Origin of the sequence: Altererythrobacter sp. H2 (genome assembly GCF_035319885.1) — a bacterium.
Classification (GTDB): Bacteria; Pseudomonadota; Alphaproteobacteria; order Sphingomonadales; family Sphingomonadaceae; genus 34-65-8.
In genome coordinates this window covers 2,248,594-2,266,570 of sequence record NZ_CP141285.1, presented here as the reverse complement: position 1 = coordinate 2,266,570, position 17,977 = coordinate 2,248,594, and the positions used below count along the sequence as shown (strand labels likewise).

General features: G+C 65.1%; 16 protein-coding genes. 10 read left to right on the top strand and 6 right to left on the bottom strand.

What is annotated here, in order from left to right; all coding sequences use genetic code 11:
- From U4960_RS11245 to U4960_RS11235, 3 genes are all read right to left on the bottom strand, one after another.
- Positions 1-531 (bottom strand): hypothetical protein, encoded by a 531-nt coding sequence (locus U4960_RS11245; RefSeq protein WP_324260727.1) that lies wholly within the window; start codon positions 529-531, stop codon positions 1-3.
- A 127-nt stretch (positions 532-658) separates the two neighbouring features.
- Positions 659-829, bottom strand: a complete 171-nt coding sequence (locus tag U4960_RS11240) for a hypothetical protein (protein ID WP_324260726.1) — start codon at positions 827-829, stop codon at positions 659-661.
- Positions 830-863: 34 nt separating this feature from the next.
- Positions 864-2,462, bottom strand: coding sequence for an isocitrate lyase (locus U4960_RS11235; RefSeq protein WP_324260725.1), 1,599 nt, complete (start codon positions 2,460-2,462; stop codon positions 864-866).
- 149 nt (positions 2,463-2,611) lie between these two features.
- On the opposite strand from U4960_RS11235, the gene U4960_RS11230 reads away from it, so the two are divergent.
- The 7 genes from U4960_RS11230 to U4960_RS11200 all read left to right on the top strand — a co-directional run bounded on the left by U4960_RS11230 (position 2,612) and on the right by U4960_RS11200 (position 12,041).
- Entirely contained in the window at positions 2,612-4,000 is a 1,389-nt protein-coding gene (locus U4960_RS11230) for a helix-turn-helix domain-containing protein (RefSeq protein ID WP_416379119.1), read from the top strand.
- A 39-nt stretch (positions 4,001-4,039) separates the two neighbouring features.
- A complete protein-coding gene (locus U4960_RS11225; RefSeq protein ID WP_324260723.1) occupies positions 4,040-4,324 on the top strand; it encodes a type II secretion system protein in 285 nt (94 codons plus the stop codon).
- A gap of 106 nt (positions 4,325-4,430) precedes the next feature.
- Positions 4,431-5,816: a TIGR03013 family XrtA/PEP-CTERM system glycosyltransferase gene (locus U4960_RS11220; protein WP_324260722.1), complete on the top strand. Its 1,386-nt coding sequence runs from the start codon at positions 4,431-4,433 to the stop codon at positions 5,814-5,816.
- The gene (prsK, locus tag U4960_RS11215) at positions 5,813-7,909 is read left to right on the top strand and encodes an XrtA/PEP-CTERM system histidine kinase PrsK (protein WP_324260721.1); all 2,097 of its coding nucleotides are present in this window, start codon (positions 5,813-5,815) and stop codon (positions 7,907-7,909) included. Before U4960_RS11220 ends, prsK begins: the two co-directional genes overlap by 4 nt.
- The gene (gene prsR, locus U4960_RS11210) at positions 7,909-9,273 is read left to right on the top strand and encodes a PEP-CTERM-box response regulator transcription factor (protein WP_324260720.1); all 1,365 of its coding nucleotides are present in this window, start codon (positions 7,909-7,911) and stop codon (positions 9,271-9,273) included. Before prsK ends, prsR begins: the two co-directional genes overlap by 1 nt.
- Before the next feature lie 34 nt (positions 9,274-9,307).
- The gene (locus U4960_RS11205) at positions 9,308-11,032 is read left to right on the top strand and encodes a tetratricopeptide repeat protein (RefSeq protein WP_324263096.1); all 1,725 of its coding nucleotides are present in this window, start codon (positions 9,308-9,310) and stop codon (positions 11,030-11,032) included.
- A gap of 49 nt (positions 11,033-11,081) precedes the next feature.
- Positions 11,082-12,041, top strand: coding sequence for a bile acid:sodium symporter family protein (locus U4960_RS11200; RefSeq protein ID WP_324260719.1), 960 nt, complete (start codon positions 11,082-11,084; stop codon positions 12,039-12,041).
- Positions 12,042-12,045: 4 nt separating this feature from the next.
- On the opposite strand, the gene panB is transcribed toward U4960_RS11200, so the two are convergent.
- A complete protein-coding gene (gene panB / locus U4960_RS11195; RefSeq protein ID WP_324260718.1) occupies positions 12,046-12,915 on the bottom strand; it encodes a 3-methyl-2-oxobutanoate hydroxymethyltransferase in 870 nt (289 codons plus the stop codon).
- Positions 12,916-13,068: 153 nt separating this feature from the next.
- On the opposite strand from panB, the gene U4960_RS11190 reads away from it, so the two are divergent.
- Positions 13,069-14,640: an amino acid permease gene (locus U4960_RS11190; protein ID WP_324260717.1), complete on the top strand. Its 1,572-nt coding sequence runs from the start codon at positions 13,069-13,071 to the stop codon at positions 14,638-14,640.
- A 66-nt stretch (positions 14,641-14,706) separates the two neighbouring features.
- Here U4960_RS11190 and U4960_RS11185 read toward each other — a convergent pair whose 3' ends face one another.
- Entirely contained in the window at positions 14,707-15,201 is a 495-nt protein-coding gene (locus U4960_RS11185) for a pyridoxamine 5'-phosphate oxidase family protein (RefSeq protein WP_324260716.1), read from the bottom strand.
- Between the two features lie 124 nt (positions 15,202-15,325).
- Between U4960_RS11185 and U4960_RS11180 the strand changes: the two genes are divergently transcribed.
- On the top strand, positions 15,326-16,114 hold the full coding sequence (locus U4960_RS11180; RefSeq protein ID WP_324260715.1) for an ImuA family protein: 789 nt from the start codon (positions 15,326-15,328) through the stop codon (positions 16,112-16,114).
- Positions 16,115-16,136: 22 nt separating this feature from the next.
- Complete coding sequence (locus tag U4960_RS11175; RefSeq protein WP_324260714.1) at positions 16,137-17,600, top strand: DUF6504 family protein; 1,464 nt, start codon at positions 16,137-16,139, stop codon at positions 17,598-17,600.
- A 4-nt stretch (positions 17,601-17,604) separates the two neighbouring features.
- Here U4960_RS11175 and U4960_RS11170 read toward each other — a convergent pair whose 3' ends face one another.
- On the bottom strand, positions 17,605-17,919 hold the full coding sequence (locus U4960_RS11170) for a hypothetical protein (protein WP_324260713.1): 315 nt from the start codon (positions 17,917-17,919) through the stop codon (positions 17,605-17,607).
- Between the last annotated feature and the right edge of the window lie 58 nt (positions 17,920-17,977).

The window sequence follows — 17,977 nt, the reverse complement described above, 5'->3', positions numbered from 1 at the left end:
TCAGCAGTCGCTGCAGCTGCCTTCAAAGCCTGACCGTTGCAACGATGCGGCCACAATGGCCTGCTGGTTGCGGGCCTGTTCGGCAGGTGAGGTCGTATTCCCGCCGTTCAGCCGGGCAAGCACCTTTTCCTGCTCCTCGGCGGACAGGGCGAGGAATTGTTCCGGCGTCAGTTTGACCTGGCGCAGCATTCCGACCGAAACGCCCTTTCCGCCGATCCCCTGCGGGATGTAGGAGGAGGCGGTTCCTCCACCGCCGCCATCGACAGATTCGTCCGGCCCCCAGCCAGACGCGGTGCGCGGGGCTGCATTGGCCTTGCTGATCCGTTTGACGACCTTGGGCTGTGCCTGTGCGCCCAGCTCCTGGCCACTGGCAGAGACACCGGCCTGCTTCTCGTCCAGCGTGGAATTAAGCTGGTCCGCGCTCGAATCGCTTGTGGCAACCGCCAGCGCGCCGGTGGCGAACAGGGTCACCACCGCGAAATGGCGGTACATCCTGGCGGTCACCGGCTTGGCGGATTGCTTGCGTATCATGGAAGGCGAGGCCTAGCAGACGCCGGTTAACCATGGCCGAGCCTCTATGGTTTCGGATAAGTTTACGGCCGCCGGGGCGATAAACCCCGACGGCCGTGTCTCCTCCCCAGGAGATGATTGGCTCGCCTTAGCTGTAAGTGCCCAGACGATGGTGCAGCGCGTTGATGCGGGCCAGTTCCTCGCGATCCTCGGTTGCCTTGGCGTGGCTTTCCAGCGCACGCCGCAGCAGCTTGAAGTCGGCCGTCGAGAGCAGGGCACGGGCCCGGCCCGGTTCGCGCGGAGTGGTTTCGTCAGTCATAGCTTGGCTTCCTGTCGTGACCCGCAGCTGCCGGTCAGGCGGCCGCGAACTGGTTCATTGTGTTATGCGCTCCACCGGCCTTCAGCGCCGCCTCGCCGGCGAAGTATTCCTTGTGATCGTCACCGATGTCGCTGCCCGACATGTTCTGGTGCTTCACACAAGCAATGCCCTGGCGGATTTCTTCCCGCTGGACGTTCTTCACATAACCCAGCATCCCGGCTTCGCCAAAATATTCCCGCGCCAGGTTGTCAGTGGACAGGGCGGCGGTGTGATAGGTCGGAAGGGTGATCAGGTGGTGGAAGATGCCAGCCTGCGCGGCTGCATCACGCTGGAAGGTGCGGATGCGTTCGTCTGCCTCGCTGGCAAGCTCGGTGCCGTCGTAGTCGACGCTCATCAGTCGGGCCCGGTCATAGGCGGCGAGATCCTTGCCGGCTTCGGCCCAGGCATCATAGACCTGCTGACGGAAGTTGAGGGTCCAGTTGAAGCTGGGCGAGTTGTTGTAAACCAGCTTCGCATTGGGAATGACTTCGCGGATGCGGTTCACCATGCCGCCGATCTGGCCGATGTGCGGCTTTTCGGTTTCGATCCACAGCAGGTCGGCGCCGTTCTGGAGCGACGTGATGCAGTCGAGGACGCAACGGTCCTCGCCCGTGCCCGAGCGGAACTGGAACAGGTTGCTGGGAAGGCGCTTGGGCCGCAGCAGCTTGCCGTCGCGGGTGATGAGCACATCCCCGTTGCCGATCTGGCTGGCATCGACCTCGTCGCAATCGAGGAAGCTGTTGTACTGGTCGCCCAGATCGCCGGCTTCCTTGCTGAAAGCGATCTGCTTGGTCAGGCCGGCGCCGAGGCTGTCCGTGCGGGCGACGATGATCCCGTCCTCGATGCCGAGCTCGAGGAAGGCGTAGCGAACGGCGCGGATCTTCTGCAGAAAGTCCTCGTGCGGCACGGTGACCTTGCCGTCCTGGTGGCCGCACTGCTTTTCGTCCGAAACCTGGTTCTCGATCTGGATGGCGCAGGCACCGGCCTCGATCATCTTCTTGGCAAGGAGGTAGGTTGCCTCGGCATTGCCGAACCCGGCGTCGATATCGGCAATGATCGGCACGACATGGGTCTCATGCTCGTCGATTGCCTTCTCGATGCGCTTGGCCTCGACCTCGTCACCGCGCTCGCGCGCTGCATCGAGATCGCGGAACATCATGCCCAGTTCGCGGGCGTCTGCCTGGCGCAAGAAGGTGTAGAGTTCCTCGATCAGGGCGGGAACGCTGGTCTTCTCGTGCATCGACTGGTCGGGCAGGGGGCCGAATTCGCTGCGCAGCGCGGCAATCATCCAGCCCGAGAGATAGAGGTAGCGGCGCTTGGTGCTGCCGAAATGCTTCTTGATCGCGATCATCTTCTGCTGTGCGATGAAACCGTGCCAGCAGCCGAGCGACTGGGTGTAGTTGGCCGGGTCGGCATCGTAGGCCGCCATGTCTTCGCGCATGATCTTCGCGGTGTAGCGGGCGATGTCGAGGCCGGTGGGGAAGCGGTTCTGCAGCTTCATCCGCGCGGCATTCTCGGCATCGATGGCATTCCAGGGGGCGCCCTGTTCGTTGATGGCGGTGCGCAGCGCGCTGATTTCAGTCTGGTAGGTCATGGCGAATCTCCTCGAACTGGTGGGCTGAGGCCCTTGAGGTCCATGTGGAGGGGAGCGGCGCGGAGAGACAGGGAAAATTACAGAATAATATGTCTGCGCTGCGGAAATCCGCAGTTGAGTTTGTAATTTTGTATTGATATTTACAAATGATGACAGAAGCAGCAATTTTTGCCGGCCACGCCCTGCGCCGCCTCCGCAAGCGCGAAGGGCTCACACAAGCCGCAATGGCCCAGCGCCTCGACATCTCGCCCAGCTACCTCAACCTGATCGAGCGCAACCAGCGGCCCTTGACCGCACGCGTCATCATGCGGGCCGTGGAAGCATTCGATTTCGATCCTCGCCTGCTGCGCGAGGACGAATCGATTGGCGGGGTCGATGGCTTGATGCGCCGCTTTGCCGATGAACGTTTCGCCGACCTCGGACTGGCGCGGGACGATGCGGCCGAATTGCTCGCAGCAGCGCCGGCTGCCGCAGCGGCCTTTGCCCGGCTGTTCGACACGGCAGGTCGCGGTCCGGCGGAGGCCGACGACCCGCTACAGCAGTGCCGGAGAGAAATCGAACGCTGGCGGAACCACTTTGCCGACCTCGATACGAGCGCCGAACACCTCGCGGATGAACTGCGGCTGTCGCGGGCTGAAATCGGGCCCGCGCTGGCAGAGCGTTTGCGGGAACGGCACCAACTGACCATCCGGATCCTGCCGGCAGAGGTGATGGGCAGTGCCGTCCGCAGGCTCGACCTTCATGCGCGCCAGCTGCAACTGTCGGAGATGCTCGACCCGAGCTCGCGGACGTTCCATGTCGCGCAGCAGCTGGCGGTGCTGGAGCAGGGCGAGGCGATCGCCAATTTCGCCGCAGGGCCGCGATTTGCTGACGGCGCGGCGCGCCAGCTGTTCGAGCGCCACCTGACGGGGTATTTCGCCGCAGGGCTGATCATGCCCTATGGCCGTTTCCTGCGCGCCTGCGATGCAACCGGTTATGATATTCCGGTACTGATGCGCCGCTTCAATGTCAGTTTTGAACAGCTGGCGCACCGGCTTACCACGCTCCAGCGGGTCGGTCAGCGGGGGCTGCCGTTCTTCATGGCCCGGATCGACCGGGCCGGGCAGGTGTCGAAACGCTTCGCCGGTGCAAGCGGTGCCACCTTGCTCGAAAGCGAGGCGACCTGCCCATTGTGGGAACTGAACCGCACTTTCGAGCAGCAAAGTGAGCTGCGGGTCCAGGCCGTGCTGGTTGACGGGGCCGAGGTAGGGCGCGATCACTGGCTGACGATGTCCCGCACCGTTGGTGCAGGAGCGGGGAGCAATGTCCGGTTTGCCGTGACGATCGGGATCGAGGCCAAGCTTGCTGACCAGCTGGCTCATGCCCGCGGCGTGTCGTTGCGGCGCGAAGATGCCGTCCGCATCGGGCCCGGCTGCGCCCGCTGCCATATCAGGGACTGCCGCCAGCGGTCATTGCCGCCGCGCGGAGCCACGCTGTCTTTCGACCGATTGAGCCGCGGTGGCAGCTCGTTTACCTTCGGGGAGGGTGGAACCGGCTGATGCTTCCCGCGTTTGGCGGCTCATGAGCGGAGAGAGAACATGACCGAAGAACGTATCACTGAAACGCGTGACGCCGATGGCAACACCCACACCAATACGACCGTGATTCATGACAGCGCAGAGCGCCGCGGCGGCGGCGGCGGATGGCTGCTGATCGTGGTGCTGATCATCGCCGCGATTGCAGCACTGTTCCTGTTTGGTCAGTTTGGTGCCGCAGAAAGCGCCAAGGACACGGCCGTCGCCGATGCCGCCAGGGACGTGGGCGATGCGGCCCAGCAGGTGGGTGATGCGGCGCAGGATGCGGCGGACGAGGTTGCCCGCTGATCTGCCGGTTCCTACCCGGCGGTTAACCAGAGCGATGTAAAGTTTACCGACATTTCATTTCTGCCCGCTAGTCCGGACTTCTGTAGAGGAGTCCGGACACCGGCCGATGATCCGCCTGTTCAAGCATTATATTCCGCATGCAGTGCTGCTGCTGGGGCTGCTCGACCTGCTCATCCTGCTGGTGACGGGTGAAATCGCCTGGCAGCTGCGGGCTTCCCGAGCCGGGATAGACCCTGGCCAGTTGGCCAACCGGCTCGTTCCGATGGTCGGCTTTGCGCTGGTGGTCTGGACCGCCATGATCGCGGTTGGCGTCTACAGCAGCATGGCCTTGCGTTCCGTGCGCTATGCAGGCGCGAGGCTGCTTGTGGCAGTCAGCCTGGGCATCATCGCCCTGTCGGTGCTGGATTTCCTGTTCCCCGGGAGCACTTTCTGGCGATCCACCCTGCTGTTCGCGATGATCATCGCGGTCGTGCTGCTGCTGTTCAACCGCCTGATTACCGGATCCCTGATCGGAACAACCGCCTTCCGGCGCCGGGTCATGGTGCTTGGCGCAGGCGCACGGGCGGAGCGGCTGCGGCTGCTGGCTGAGCGGCCCGAAAGCGGGTTCGTGCTGGTTGCCTTCATCAAGATGAGCGACGGGGCGCCCGTCGTGGCAGAGGCCATTCCGCGATCCGCTATTCACGATCTTGGGGCCTTCGTGGCCAAGCTGGGCGTAAGCGAAGTCGTCCTGGCGCTTGAGGAGCGGCGCAATTCGCTTCCACTGAAGGACTTGCTGCGGATCAAGACGCAAGGGGTGCACGTCAACGATTTCAGCAGTTTCATGGAGCGGGAGACGGGCCGGGTCGATCTCGATTCGGTCAATCCGAGCTGGCTCATCTTTTCCGACGGGTTTTCTTCCGGCCGGATGGTGTCGAGCGCGGCCAAGCGCGTGTTCGATATCCTGGCCAGTGGTCTGCTGCTGTTGCTGACCTTGCCGGTGATTGCGCTGTTTGCCTTGCTGGTGAAACTCGACAGCAAGGGCCCGGCATTCTTCCGCCAGCAGCGGGTCGGCCTTTATGGCGAAACATTCGAGGTGATCAAGCTGCGCTCGATGCGCACGGATGCCGAGAAGGACGGGGTCAAGTGGGCTGAAAAGGACGATCCGCGCATTACCCGGCTGGGACGGTTCATCCGCAAGGTGCGGATCGACGAACTGCCCCAGACCTGGAGTGTGCTCAAGGGCGAGATGAGTTTCGTCGGCCCCCGCCCGGAAGTGCCGAAGTTCGTTGCTGAACTGGAAGAACACCTGCCCTATTATGCCGAGCGCCACATGGTCAAACCAGGCATCACCGGTTGGGCGCAGATCAATTACCCTTACGGGGCCAGCGTGGAAGATTCGCGCAACAAGCTCGAATACGACCTGTATTACGCCAAAAACTATACGCCATTCCTTGACCTGTTGATCCTGCTCCAGACCCTGCGCGTCGTGCTGTGGTCGGAGGGGGCGCGGTGAGCGAGATCGCATCGAGCGGCTGGCAACTGGCCAGTTTCGGCGCACACCTCCTGGCTGCTCTGGCCTGCGCCGGGGCCGCCTTGTGGTTGGCCGGGGTCAAGGACAGTGACCGGCCCGACCGCACGGCGACTATGGCGGCGCTATCCATCACCGCTGGCTGGTGCGTGATCGTCGCGGCGCTCGGCCCGCAGAGCCCCTCTGCTTCGTTCGGCGAAACAGTGCGGGATATTGCCTGGCTGCATGTCCTTTATCGTCTGTTCGAGGTCGATGGACGCCACCGCAGCCTGAGGCCAATCCGGCCGGTGATTGCCGCGCTCGCCTTTGTCGAAGGGTTGCAGCCCGCCGTGCTGCTTGTCCGTGCTGAATTCGCGGATACACCGCCAGTGGCGGCCCTTGCGTTCGAGATCCAGGCGATGTTCAACATGCTGGTCGCGATCGGCGCACTGGTCATGCTGCACAACCTCTACGCCGGGGCCACGGGCGCAGCGCGTCAGGTTCTGCGGTGGAGCGCCATCGGCCTTTCGGCCCTGTGGCTCTACGATCTCAACCTATACACAGTGACCTATCTTGGCGGGCAGTCCGCACAGCTGCAATCGCTCCACGGATTGCTGGTTATGTTTGCTGTTTGCGCGATCGCCATCGGGCTGAGCCCGCGCCGCGCCCGCGCCGGACTCAAACCATCGCGCGCCATGGCGTTCCAGAGCCTGTCGCTGCTGGTGATCGCGGCATACCTGCTGTTCATGATCGCCTTCGCCCAGTGGCTGGACGCTCTTGGCGGCGATTTCGGGCGACTGGCACAGGTCGGCTTCGTTTTCTTCGGCTCAATGACCGCACTTTACTGGATGCCGTCAAAGCGCCTGCGGGACTGGGTGCGCGTGACCGTGCTCAAAAACCTGTTCCAGCACCGCTACGACTACCGCGCGGAATGGCTGCGGTTCAACCAGACGGTCGGCCGGGGCGGAACGGTGCCGCTGACCGAGCGGGTGATCCGCGCGCTCGCCGACATTACGGAAAGCCCGTCCGGTCTGCTGCTGCTGCCGGACGAAACCGGGGCGTTCGTCCACGTTGCTCGCTGGCAATGGCCCGATATCGCCGTGCCGGGCGAGGCACTTTCGTCGGGTTTGGCTGCGCTCATGACGAAAGAGAGCTACATCGTCGAAATGGACGAGGTCCGTGCCGGAACCGGGCGGCACGGCGAGGCGGCGGTGATTGGGGACTGGCTGAAATCCGATCCACGCTGCTGGGCACTGGTCCCCTTGCTCCATTTCGACCGGCTGACCGGGGTGGTCCTGCTCTCCCGACCGGCGGAAAGCCGGCGGCTCGACTGGGAGGATCTGGATCTGCTGAAAGTCGCCGGACAGCAGCTGGCAAGCTATCTGGCCGAACAGCAGACCCAGCAGGCCCTGATGGACGCGGCGCGGTTTGACGAGTTCAACCGCCGGATGGCCTTCGTGCTGCACGACATCAAGAACCTGGCGAGCCAGCTTGGTTTGCTGGCTCGCAATGCTGAAAAGCATGCCGACAACCCGGCTTTCCGCGCCGATATGCTCGTCACCCTGCGCAACAGCTCGGAAAAGCTGACCACCTTGCTCGCCCGGTTGGGGCGGTATGGCGCGGGCGGCGGTGACGTGCGGAGCGAGGTGGACCTGGCCGGGCTGGCCAACCGTCTGGCACAGCGCCACACGGCCAACCACCCGGTCAGTGCGATCATCCATGCCCCGTGCATGGCACATGCCGCTGGCGAGGCGCTGGAGCAGGCGCTGTCACACCTCGTCCAGAATGCCATCGAAGCCAGCGATCCGCGGGCGGCGGTGTTGTTGGAGGTCTCGGCGGAAAAGGGCTCGGCAATCATCCAGGTGGTCGATTCAGGCACGGGCATGTCGGCCGAATTTGTCCGGAACGGGCTGTTCAAGCCGTTCGTGTCCTCGAAAAACGGCGGCTTCGGCATCGGGGCCTTCGAAGCGCGCGAACTGGTTCGCGCGATGGGCGGCTCGCTTGAAGTCGACTCGCGCGAAGGTCTTGGAACGCGCTTCGTCATCCGGCTGCCGCTGGCCGAGGCGGGCATGCCCTATCCGGAAATGGAAGCCGCGTGATGGTCGAACAGCGCCCGAAGCTGCTGATCGTGGAAGACGATCCCGGTCTCCAGGCCCAGCTCAAATGGGCTTACGAGGACTTCGAGGTGGTCATCGCCGGTGACCGAGCAAGCGCGTTGACAGCCCTGCGGCACGAGGCGCCTGATGTGGTGACCCTCGATCTCGGGCTGCCGCCGGATCCGGATGGCACGACCGAAGGCTTTGCCATTCTCGCGGAAATCATGGCGCTCAAGCCTGACACCAAAGTGGTGGTCGCATCCGGCCACGGTGCTCGTGAGAGTGCGCTCAGGGCAATCGAACTCGGCGCCTACGATTTCTACCAGAAGCCGGTCGATATCGAGGCGCTGGGGCTGATTGTCAGGCGGGCCCTCAACCTCCACCGGATCGAACGGGAAAACCGGCGGCTGGTGGAACGTTCGACTGAAAGCCATCAGGCGTTGGGTGGACTGATCACCGCCGCGCCGGAAATGCTTAAAGTAACCCGGATGATCGAGCGTGTTGCCGCAACCAGCGCGTCGGTCATGCTGCTGGGGGCGAGCGGCACCGGCAAGGAACTGCTGGCGCGCGGGCTGCACGATGCCAGCGGGCGGCAGGGCGGCGCGTTCATCGCCATCAACTGCGCCGCGATCCCGGAGAACCTGCTTGAAAGCGAGCTGTTCGGGCACGAGAAGGGATCCTTCACCGGTGCGGTCAAGACCACCGAGGGCAAGATCGAGCTGGCGCACGGCGGCACGCTGTTCCTTGATGAAGTGGGCGACATCCCGCTGCCCCTGCAGGTCAAGCTGCTCCGCTTCCTGCAGGAACGGACGATCGAGCGGATTGGCGGGCGCAAGGCGATCGCGGTCGACACGCGGATCGTCTGCGCCACACATCAGGATCTTGAAGGGATGATCGGCCGCGGGCTGTTCCGGGAGGACCTGTTCTACCGGCTGGCCGAGATCGTGGTGAAGATCCCCTCCTTAGCGGAGCGGCCCGGCGATGCGGTGCTCTTGGCCAAGGCCTTCCTCAAGCGGTTCAGTGCCGAGATCAATCCGCAGGTCAGGGGCTTTGCGGCCGATGCGCTGGCGGCCATCGACGCCTGGGGCTGGCCCGGCAATGTTCGCGAACTGGAAAACCGGGTCAAGCGGGCAGTCATCATGGCCGATGGCAAGCTGGTGACGGCGGAGGACCTCGATCTCGACCAGAACGGGGACGAGGAGACATTGCTGCTCAACCTGAAGGCAGCGCGCGAGCAGGCCGACCGCAAGGTCATCCGCCACGCGCTGGCCCGCTCCGAGGGCAACATATCGAGCGCGGCCCGCTTGCTGGGGGTCAGCCGTCCCACCCTCTATGACCTGTTGAAGCAGTATGATTTGCAGGCCTGAGCACGGACTGCGGACGCTGCTGGCTGTGATCAGTATGCTGGCCGTTGCGGCTTGCAGCAACGAACCGGTCGATCTGCAGCCGATCGACAAGGCAAGGACAGCACTTGAGGCTGGTGACGGCCTTGGCGCGGAGATCACCTTGCGCGACATGCTGGCGAGCGGGACGCCCCAAGAGGAGATCGCGGCTTACCTCGGCGAGGCGGAGCTTCTGCAAGCACAACTGGTCGAGGCGCGGCGATGGCTGGGCGAGGGCAATTTTTCCGATGCAACCGCCGGGCATGGCCATCACATGCTGGGCCGGCTGGAAATGCGCAGCGGCAACCTCCCAGCCGCCGGACAGGCTTTTGACCGGGCCCATGCGGTCATGCCGGAAAATTCGGATCTGTGGGTGGATATTGGCCGCCTGCGCTTTCGCGGCGGAGAGCAGAAGCAGGCGATCGAGGCCAGCAAGCGGGCGGTTGAGCTCGATCCCACGAACCCCGATGCGCTGCTGCTGCGGGCGCAACTGGTCCGTGACAGCGAAGGGCTGAGCGCAGCGCTGGGTTGGCTGGAAGCCGGACTGGAGCAATCGCCTGATAATCTGGAATTGCTGGGCGAGTATGCGGCTACCCTGGGCGATCTCGGCCGGGCGGGTGACATGCTGGTGACCATCCGGCGCATGGCCGAGATCGATGACCGCAATCCGCGGCTGTATTACCTCCAGGCAGTACTCGCTGCGCGTGGTGGCGATTTCATGCTGGCCCGCTCGCTGCTGGACAGGGCGGGGCCGGGAATCGGGGAAAGTCCCGCGGGAATGCTGCTGAGCGGCGTGGTCGATATCCAAAACGGCAACTACCAGAGTGCAGCGCAAGTGCTGGACCGGCTGGCCACGATCCAGCCTGATAACCAGCGGGTGCGGGAATTGCTGGTGCGGGCAGTCGCGATGGGCCTGAATGATCGCGAACTGGTTCACCGGTTTGGTGGCATGGCGAGCTTGCCCAGCGCCTCGCCCTACATACGCGAGCTGGTGGGCCGCAATAATGAGGCGATCGACCGGCGCGCCGACGGGGAGCCGTTGCTTGGCCGTGCAGTGCAGGCCCGGCCGACCAGCCTCATTGCTATCCGGGGGCGTATGCCGCTGGCAATAGCCCAGATGCGGCGCGAGGAAGGTGGCAGTGCCATCCAGTCACTGGTGCGGGGCAGGATTCAGGCGGGGCAAACCGGATCGGCCATATCCGAGATGGATACTTTCCGCCGCCGTTTCCCGGGCTCGGCCGATGCCCTCGGCCTGGCCGGTGATGCCCGGCTGGCAGACCGCCGACCGGCGGACGCATTGACGCTTTACCGCGAGGCCGCTGCAATTCGCCTGACCTGGCCGCTGGTCCGGCGGATGGTGGTGGCGCAGCGTGCAACGGGGCAGGGCAGGGTGGCGGAACGCCAGCTTGCGCAATACCTGGCTGGGCATCCTGCCAATGCGGAAGCCGCCGCAGCGCTGGCTGTCATCACGATCGAGCAGCAGGACTGGCCGCGTGCTGCCATCCTGCTCGATCACGCGCTTGATCGCGCTGCGGCGCGGGATCCGGTGCTGTGGCGACAGCGTGCCTTCGTAGCGCAGAAATCGGGCGACATCGATCTGGCGTTTGACGCGGCGGTCTATGCCTACGGGTTGCAGCCCATGTCTGCCAGGTCATCGGAACTGCTTGCCAGCGTGCTCGAGCAGCAGAGCCAGACCCGAACCGCGGCAGCGCTCAGGCAGAAACTCTCGCGGATGGGCGGATAAGCCGCGCTTCCGGCTCGACTTTGCTGTCCTGCAAGGGCAGCGATGGCGGATGATCGGCAGGATGTTCGGCAGTATAGACCTGATGGTGCGCGTTCTCGCGCTGGCGATCCTGCTGGCGTTCTTGCTGCCGGCCACTGGCGAGGCGCGGGTTCACGCGCAGAACGCCTCGAACATCGCCATCTTCATCCTGTTCCTGCTCAATGGCTTGCGGATCGACCGGGCCGAGATCGTTCGTGGTGCGGCCAATCTGCGTTTCCTGGCGCCGCTGATGCTGTGGATTTTCGGCGCAATGGCCCTGATCGGATGGGTCGTTTCAGCCTCGCTCTCCGGCCTCGTGCCGCCGCTGGTGGCGCTCGGGTTCCTGTTTCTCGGCACCCTGCCGTCAACCGTGCAGTCAGCGACCTCTTATACCATGCTGGCGGGCGGCAACGCTGCACTTTCGGTCATTGCGGCCGCGCTGGTCAACATCGCCGGCGTGTTCGTCACGGCACCGCTGTTCGCGCTGATTGCGGGGAGCGTGCAGGCCGAACTGGGCAACGAGGTGATCATGCGGATCGGCCTGATCCTGATCCTGCCGTTCCTGATCGGGCAGGCAGTGCAGGGCTGGTTCCGGGAAAGGATTGCCCGGCGAAAGCAGCAGATTGTCTGGGTGGACCGACTGGTCATCGCACTGGCGGTCTATGTCGCTTTCTCCGGCGCGGTGGAGCAGGACATCTGGGACAGGATCCAGCCGCTTACGTGGCTGCTGGTGCTGGCGGGCATGGCTATGATGCTGCTGGTCGGCCATGGCGGGGCGTGGCTCGCTTCTGGCGCTTTGGGTTTGCGCCGGGCGGACCGGATCGCGTTCCTGTTTGCAGGCGGGCAGAAAAGTGCCGCGATCGGCGTGCCGCTTGGCGCACTGATCTTCCCGGTGGAGATCGCCGGGTTCGTCCTGCTGCCGCTGCTGCTCTACCACCTGTTCCAGCTGGTGGTCGCTGCGCCGCTGGCGAGCAGGCTGGCGAAAGGCTGAGCCCTTATTTGGGCTGGTAGGTCTGTTCCGGCCCCGGGAATGCGCGGCTGCGCACTTCCGACGCATAGCGTTCCACCGTCCGTTCAATCACGCCGGCAATATCCTCGTACTGCTTCACGAACCGCGGCACGCGGTCGAACATGCCGAGCATGTCGTCGGTGACCAGCACCTGCCCGTCGCAGCGAGCTGACGCACCGATACCGATGGTCGGGCAGGACACGGCTTCGGTGGCCGCAATCGCGATCGGTTCGACCACGCCCTCCACCACGATGGCGAAGGCTCCTGCTTCGTCGAGCGACTTGGCATCGCTGACGATCTTGTCCGCTTCGGCATCGCTGCGGCCGCGCGCCATGTAGCCGCCAAGGACGTTAACCGCTTGCGGGGTCAGCCCGACGTGGCCCATCACCGGGATGCCGCGCTGGTTGAGGAAGGCGACCGTTTCGGCCATCGCCGCGCCGCCTTCCAGCTTCACCGCCGCTGCGCCGGTCTGCTTGAGCAGCCAGGATGCACTTTCGAAGGCCTTCTCTTTCGAGGCTTCGTAGCTGCCGAACGGCATGTCGACCACGACCACCGCATGATAGCTGCCCCGGACCACGGCAGCGCCATGGTTGGCCATCATTTCCAGCGTGACCGGCACGGTCGAAGGCAGGCCGTAAATAACCTGGCCGAGCGAGTCGCCGACCAGCAGGATGTCGCAATGGGCATCGAGCAGCTGTGCCTGCCGGGCGGTGTAGGCGGTCAGCATCACCAGCGGCTCGGCCGTGGTGCCGCCGGTCTTGTGGGCGCGGATTTTCGGCACCGTCAGGCGCTTCATCGGCGAAGGGGTGGGATTGGCGCGGCTGGTCGCGGTGTCGAGCTGGAAGGTTGTGGACATGGGGCCGTTCTAGTCCGCCGAACCGGCGGGGGAAACCCCGCAAGTTGCGCCTTGTATTGGTAAGGGCTTCCGCTAGTTTCGCGCCTCATTGACGGGCTTCGGGCCCGGCCGGCAAGGTCAGGCATTCGAGAGCCAGCGGGAGGACAAAATCACATGTTCCTAGACAGGATCAAGCCGCTTGATGCGATTCTGGCAACGGCGGCAAAAAAGTCGTTGCATCCCACGTTGAGCGGCTTCCAGCTGATGCTGTTCGGCATCGGCTGCATTATCGGCACCGGAATTTTCGTGCTGACTGCCGCTGGTGCGCAAAAGGCCGGGCCGGGGCTGATGCTGGCTTTTGCCATCGCCGGTGCGATCTGCATCGTGGCCGCGCTCTGCTATGCCGAAATTGCATCGATGATACCGGTGGCGGGATCTGCCTACACCTATACCTATTCGGTCATGGGCGAATTGCTGGCCTGGACCGTGGGATGGGCGCTGGTGCTGGAATATGCCGTGGCAGCCAGTGCAGTGTCGGTCGGCTGGTCGGGCTATCTCAACGGGTTGATCACGGAATTTACCGGCACCGGCTTGCCTGCCTATCTGGCTGGCGCACCGCTGGCACTGGGCGGGGTGGAGGGCGGCTTCGTCAACCTGCCAGCGGTATTCATTGCCCTTCTGGTCACGGCCTTGCTGATCGTCGGCACGTCTGAAAGTGCCAAGGTCAACGCGGTGCTGGTTACCATCAAGGTCAGTGCCTTGACCGCGTTCATCGTGCTTACGCTGCCGGAGGTGGAGATCGAGAAGTTCAATCCCTTCCTGCCGGCCGGAGTGTTCGGCGGGCTTGGCACGGGGCTGGGTGCTGTCGGTGCGGCTGCCACGATCTTCTTTGCCTATGTCGGGTTCGACGCTGTTTCCACAGCGGCGGAGGAGACCAAGAACCCGCAGAGGAATGTGCCGATTGGCCTGATCGGATCGCTGCTCTTCTGCACCGTGTTCTACATTCTGGTTGCCGCAGGAGCGATCGGCACGATTGGTGGCCAGCCGATCATGGGCCCCAACGGCGTTCCTTTCCCGGCTGGTTCCGAAGAGCTGGCGCGCCAGTGCGCCACCTATGCCGCAGCGAACCTGCCGCTGGTCTGTTCGGATGAGGCGCTGGCGCATGTCCTGCGCCAGATTGGCTGGTCAAGCGTGGGCAACATGCTCGGCATTGCTGCCTTCGTGGCGCTGCCGTCGGTCATTCTGGTGCTGCTGTTTGCGCAGACCCGCATCTTCTTCGTGATGTCGCGGGACGGCCTGCTGCCGGAAGGTTTGTCGAAGATTCACCCCAAGTGGAAGACGCCCTACGTCGTGACCGCGATCACCGGGGTGGTGGTGGCTGTGGCGGCAGCCTTCCTGCCGGTGGGCCGACTGGCCGATATCGCCAATGCCGGCACGCTCTATGCCTTCATGATGGTCGGGATTGCGGTCATGATGCTGCGCAAGAAAGAGCCGAACCGGAAGCGGGTGTTCCGCACTCCGGCGCTGTGGTTCGTCGGGCCGGCGACGGTGGCCGGGTGCATCTTCCTGTTCGTGAACCTGCCGCTCGATGCCCAGCTCGTGCTGCCGATCTGGGCCGGGATCGGCCTGGCGATCTATTTCGGCTACAGCCGGAGCAGGAGCCATCTGGGCAAGGGTATCATCGAGGTGGTGGACGATATCGGCGGCCAGGAAACCATGGTTCCGATCGACCCGCCGAAGAATTGATTTCCGGTAGATGATCAAAGGGGCCGCCCCATCGGGCGGCCCTTTTTCATTGGGAGATGGTTTCGGTCAGAGCGCGGTCTGGACGTGGCGCTCTTCCGCGCTGTCGTGGACGTTCATGCCCAGGGCCATTTTCGCGGTATCGAGCAGGCCCATCTCGCCGCTCCAGATTTCCGCCCGGCCCAGGTCCATGCGCAGGAACAGGAGGTCGGGGTCATCCTTGCCCTGATCGTACCAGGCGGCGACGAAGTTGTTCCAGAACTGTTCGAAGCGGGCGCGGTCCGGTTCAACTGTCAGTGTGCCGTCGAAGCGCGCGAACATGTCGTGGCCCTTGGAGACGAAGGTAGCGGTGACCGGGCCGAGTGCGGCGAACGCGCTGTGCTTGTGAGTGAAGAACCAGATCGCGCTGTCGGCATCCTTGTCGAGCTGCGGGCTCATCGGCACCGCGCTGGTGCTGTCCCCCTGCCGTTGCAGGAAAAGGTAGGGGGAACCGGCCAGTTCGCGCCAGAACGCCTGCTTCAGTTCATCGGCCTTGGCTGCGGTATCGGTGGTGGTGTGCTTCATCGGTTGCTCCTTCTGGTTATGGGATGGCAACCCATGGCCCGCCTTGCCGTTCCGGGCAGGCTGTGAACAGGCGTTGGACCGGACGAATTGCGAATCGGTCCGAAATAGAACATAAGTGGAACATATGGACTGTTCCGCTTCCTCTTTTGGCCTTCCCGGCCCCTCCCGCAGCCTTGGTCTGTCTTTCGTGCAGGCCTCCGGCTGGAGGCCGGGCCTGGCGGAGGGTGCGCTGCATAACGAGATTTTCGCGTGCTCACGCGCGGCAAGCGGGGCGGGGCTGGCGCTGGCCCTGGCGCGCGATGCGCTGAGCCATGCCCCAGGCAACGCGGTGCAGGAGGCCGAGGACCGCCGCTGCGTGTTGTGGGTGCAGGATCGCACTGCAATCCGTCTGGGCGGGCGGCCCTACCGCCCCGGCCTGCCGCCATGGCTGCAGGGCCGCCTGATCCATGTCGCGGCCGACAAGCCGGAGGATGCGCTGTTCGCGCTGGAAGAGGGGCTGCGCTGTCGTGATCTGGCCTGTGTGGTGGGAGAGCTGGGCGGAAATCCGCGCGCGCTCGATTTCACCGCCTCGCGCCGGCTCAGCCTCGCTGCTGAAAAGCATGGCGTGCCGCTATGGCTGGTGCGGATGGACGCCGCGCGTGACCTGTCATCGGCCCGGATGCGATGGGAGGTGCGCGCCGCCCCCTCAGCCGCGTCGCCCTGGGATGCGCGCGCGCCGGGGCCCCCAGCCTGGCGCGCCACGTTATTCCGTGCCCGCAACCATCCCCCCGGTGAATGGACCCTCGATGATGACGGGCAAAGCCTTGCTGTCCGCCCCGCAAAGCCAGGTGCAACCCCCGCCGCACAATCGGGGGCGCCGTATCCTCTCGGTTTGGCTTTCGCGTCTGGCGCTCGATCGCTGGCGGCTGGCTGAGGGTTGCACGCCGGGCGAGGGCGTGGATGCGGCGCCGGTCGTGCTCATTACCGACACTGCCCACGGCCCCCGGATCGACGCCGTCAACCGTGCCGCGCGCGAAGCGGGTGCGCGCGGCGGGATGCGGCTGGCCGATGCCCGCGCCCTGTGTCCGCACATCAGGGCCGTGCCGACCGATCCCGCAGGGGACCGCGATGCGCTGGAGAAGCTGGCGCTGTGGGGGCAGCGCTGGGGGCCTTGGAGCACACTCGACCCGCCGGATGGCCTGCTCGTCGATGTTACCGGCGTTGCCCACCTGTTCGGCGGCGAGGCGCGGTTGCTGGCCGATGTCCAGGCCGCCTTTGCCAGACGCGGGCTGGCTGCGCGCTGCGCCATTGCGCCCACGGCGGGGGCAGCCTGGGCGCTGGCGCATTACGGGCCAGCGCGGGCGGTCCTGGGGGCGGACGAGAACTGGTCGCGCCCGCTGGCCGATCTGCCCGTTGCCGCGCTGCGGCTTGATGACGATGTGCTGACGGTGCTGCGCCGCCTCGGCCTCAAGCGGCTGGGCGACCTGTGGGGTATCGGGCGCGATGCGCTGGTGCGGCGGTTTCGCAACCGCACGTCGCCTTCCGCCAACCCGCTGGTGCGGCTCGACCAGCTGCTGGGCCGGGTGCCGGAGCCTCTGCTGCCGGTGGCGGCGCAGGATCTGCCGCTGGTCCAGCGGCGGCTGATGGAGCCGATCCGGCATCGCCCGCTGCTGGACCAGGTCATGACCGACCTGGCGGGTGACATGGTGCGCGAGCTGGAGCGGCGCGGGCAGGGTGTGCGGCGGCTGGAACTGGGCCTGTGGCGGGTCGACGGGATGGTGGTGGTGCGCCAGCTGGAACTGGCGGCGGCGAGCCGCGATGCGGCGCACCTCACCCGCCTGTTCGCCAGCCGCCTGGACGATGTCGACGCCGGGCTGGGGATCGAGCTGGCCCGCCTGCGCGCCAGCTGGTGCGAGCCTGTCGCCATGACCCAGGGCGATATCGAGGCTGCGGCGGAGCGGCATGGCACCTCGCTTGCCGCCATGGTTGACCGGCTGCGGGTGCGGCTGGGGGACAAGGCTGTCAGCCGCCCGGTGCTCCACGCCAGCCATGTGCCTGAGCGCGCTCAGCGCTGGCAGCCGCCGCTCGCGCCCGAACCCGCCACGCAGGAACAGCTGCGTTTCCATGCCCGGCCGCTGAAGCTGCTCGACCGGGCGGAACCGATCGCGGTGCTCTACGCCAGCCCGGACGGGCACCCGCGCTCGTTCCGCTGGCGCGGGCAGGTGCACGAAGTCGCCCGGGTCGAAGGGCCGGAGCGGATCGCACCGGAATGGTGGCGCGAACGCGGCGCGGCGCGGCTGCGCGATTACTATCGGGTCGAGGACGATGCCGGGCGGCGCTACTGGATCTATCGCCTCGGCCTTGCCGGCGACGGGCGCGGCGGCCCGCCCGAATGGTTCCTGCAGGGGCTGGGTGCCTGAGCGTTTAACTGCCTGCCCAGGGCGAGCCGATCAGGCCGACCGCAAGTTCGGCCCATACGAACACCAGCACGAACACCACAGCGCCTCCGGTAAGCACAATGGTGCGCCTGCTCCAGCCACTGCCGATCACGCGGTCGAGCACGAAGGCGGTGCCCAGCAGCAGCACGCCGCCGACCACGAAATCCTCCGGCCCCCAGTTCACTTCGCTGGTAAACAGCATGGCGATGGCGGGCAGAACGAGCAGCGCGATGGCCCCGGCCCAGATCAGGCGGCGCAGCGCGGCATTGGGCCGTGACTGGGGGGCAGGGGCGGTGTGCACGGCAATCTCCTCCTCTCAACCATGCGCCGATTTGCCCGGCTGCACAATCCTGTTGGCG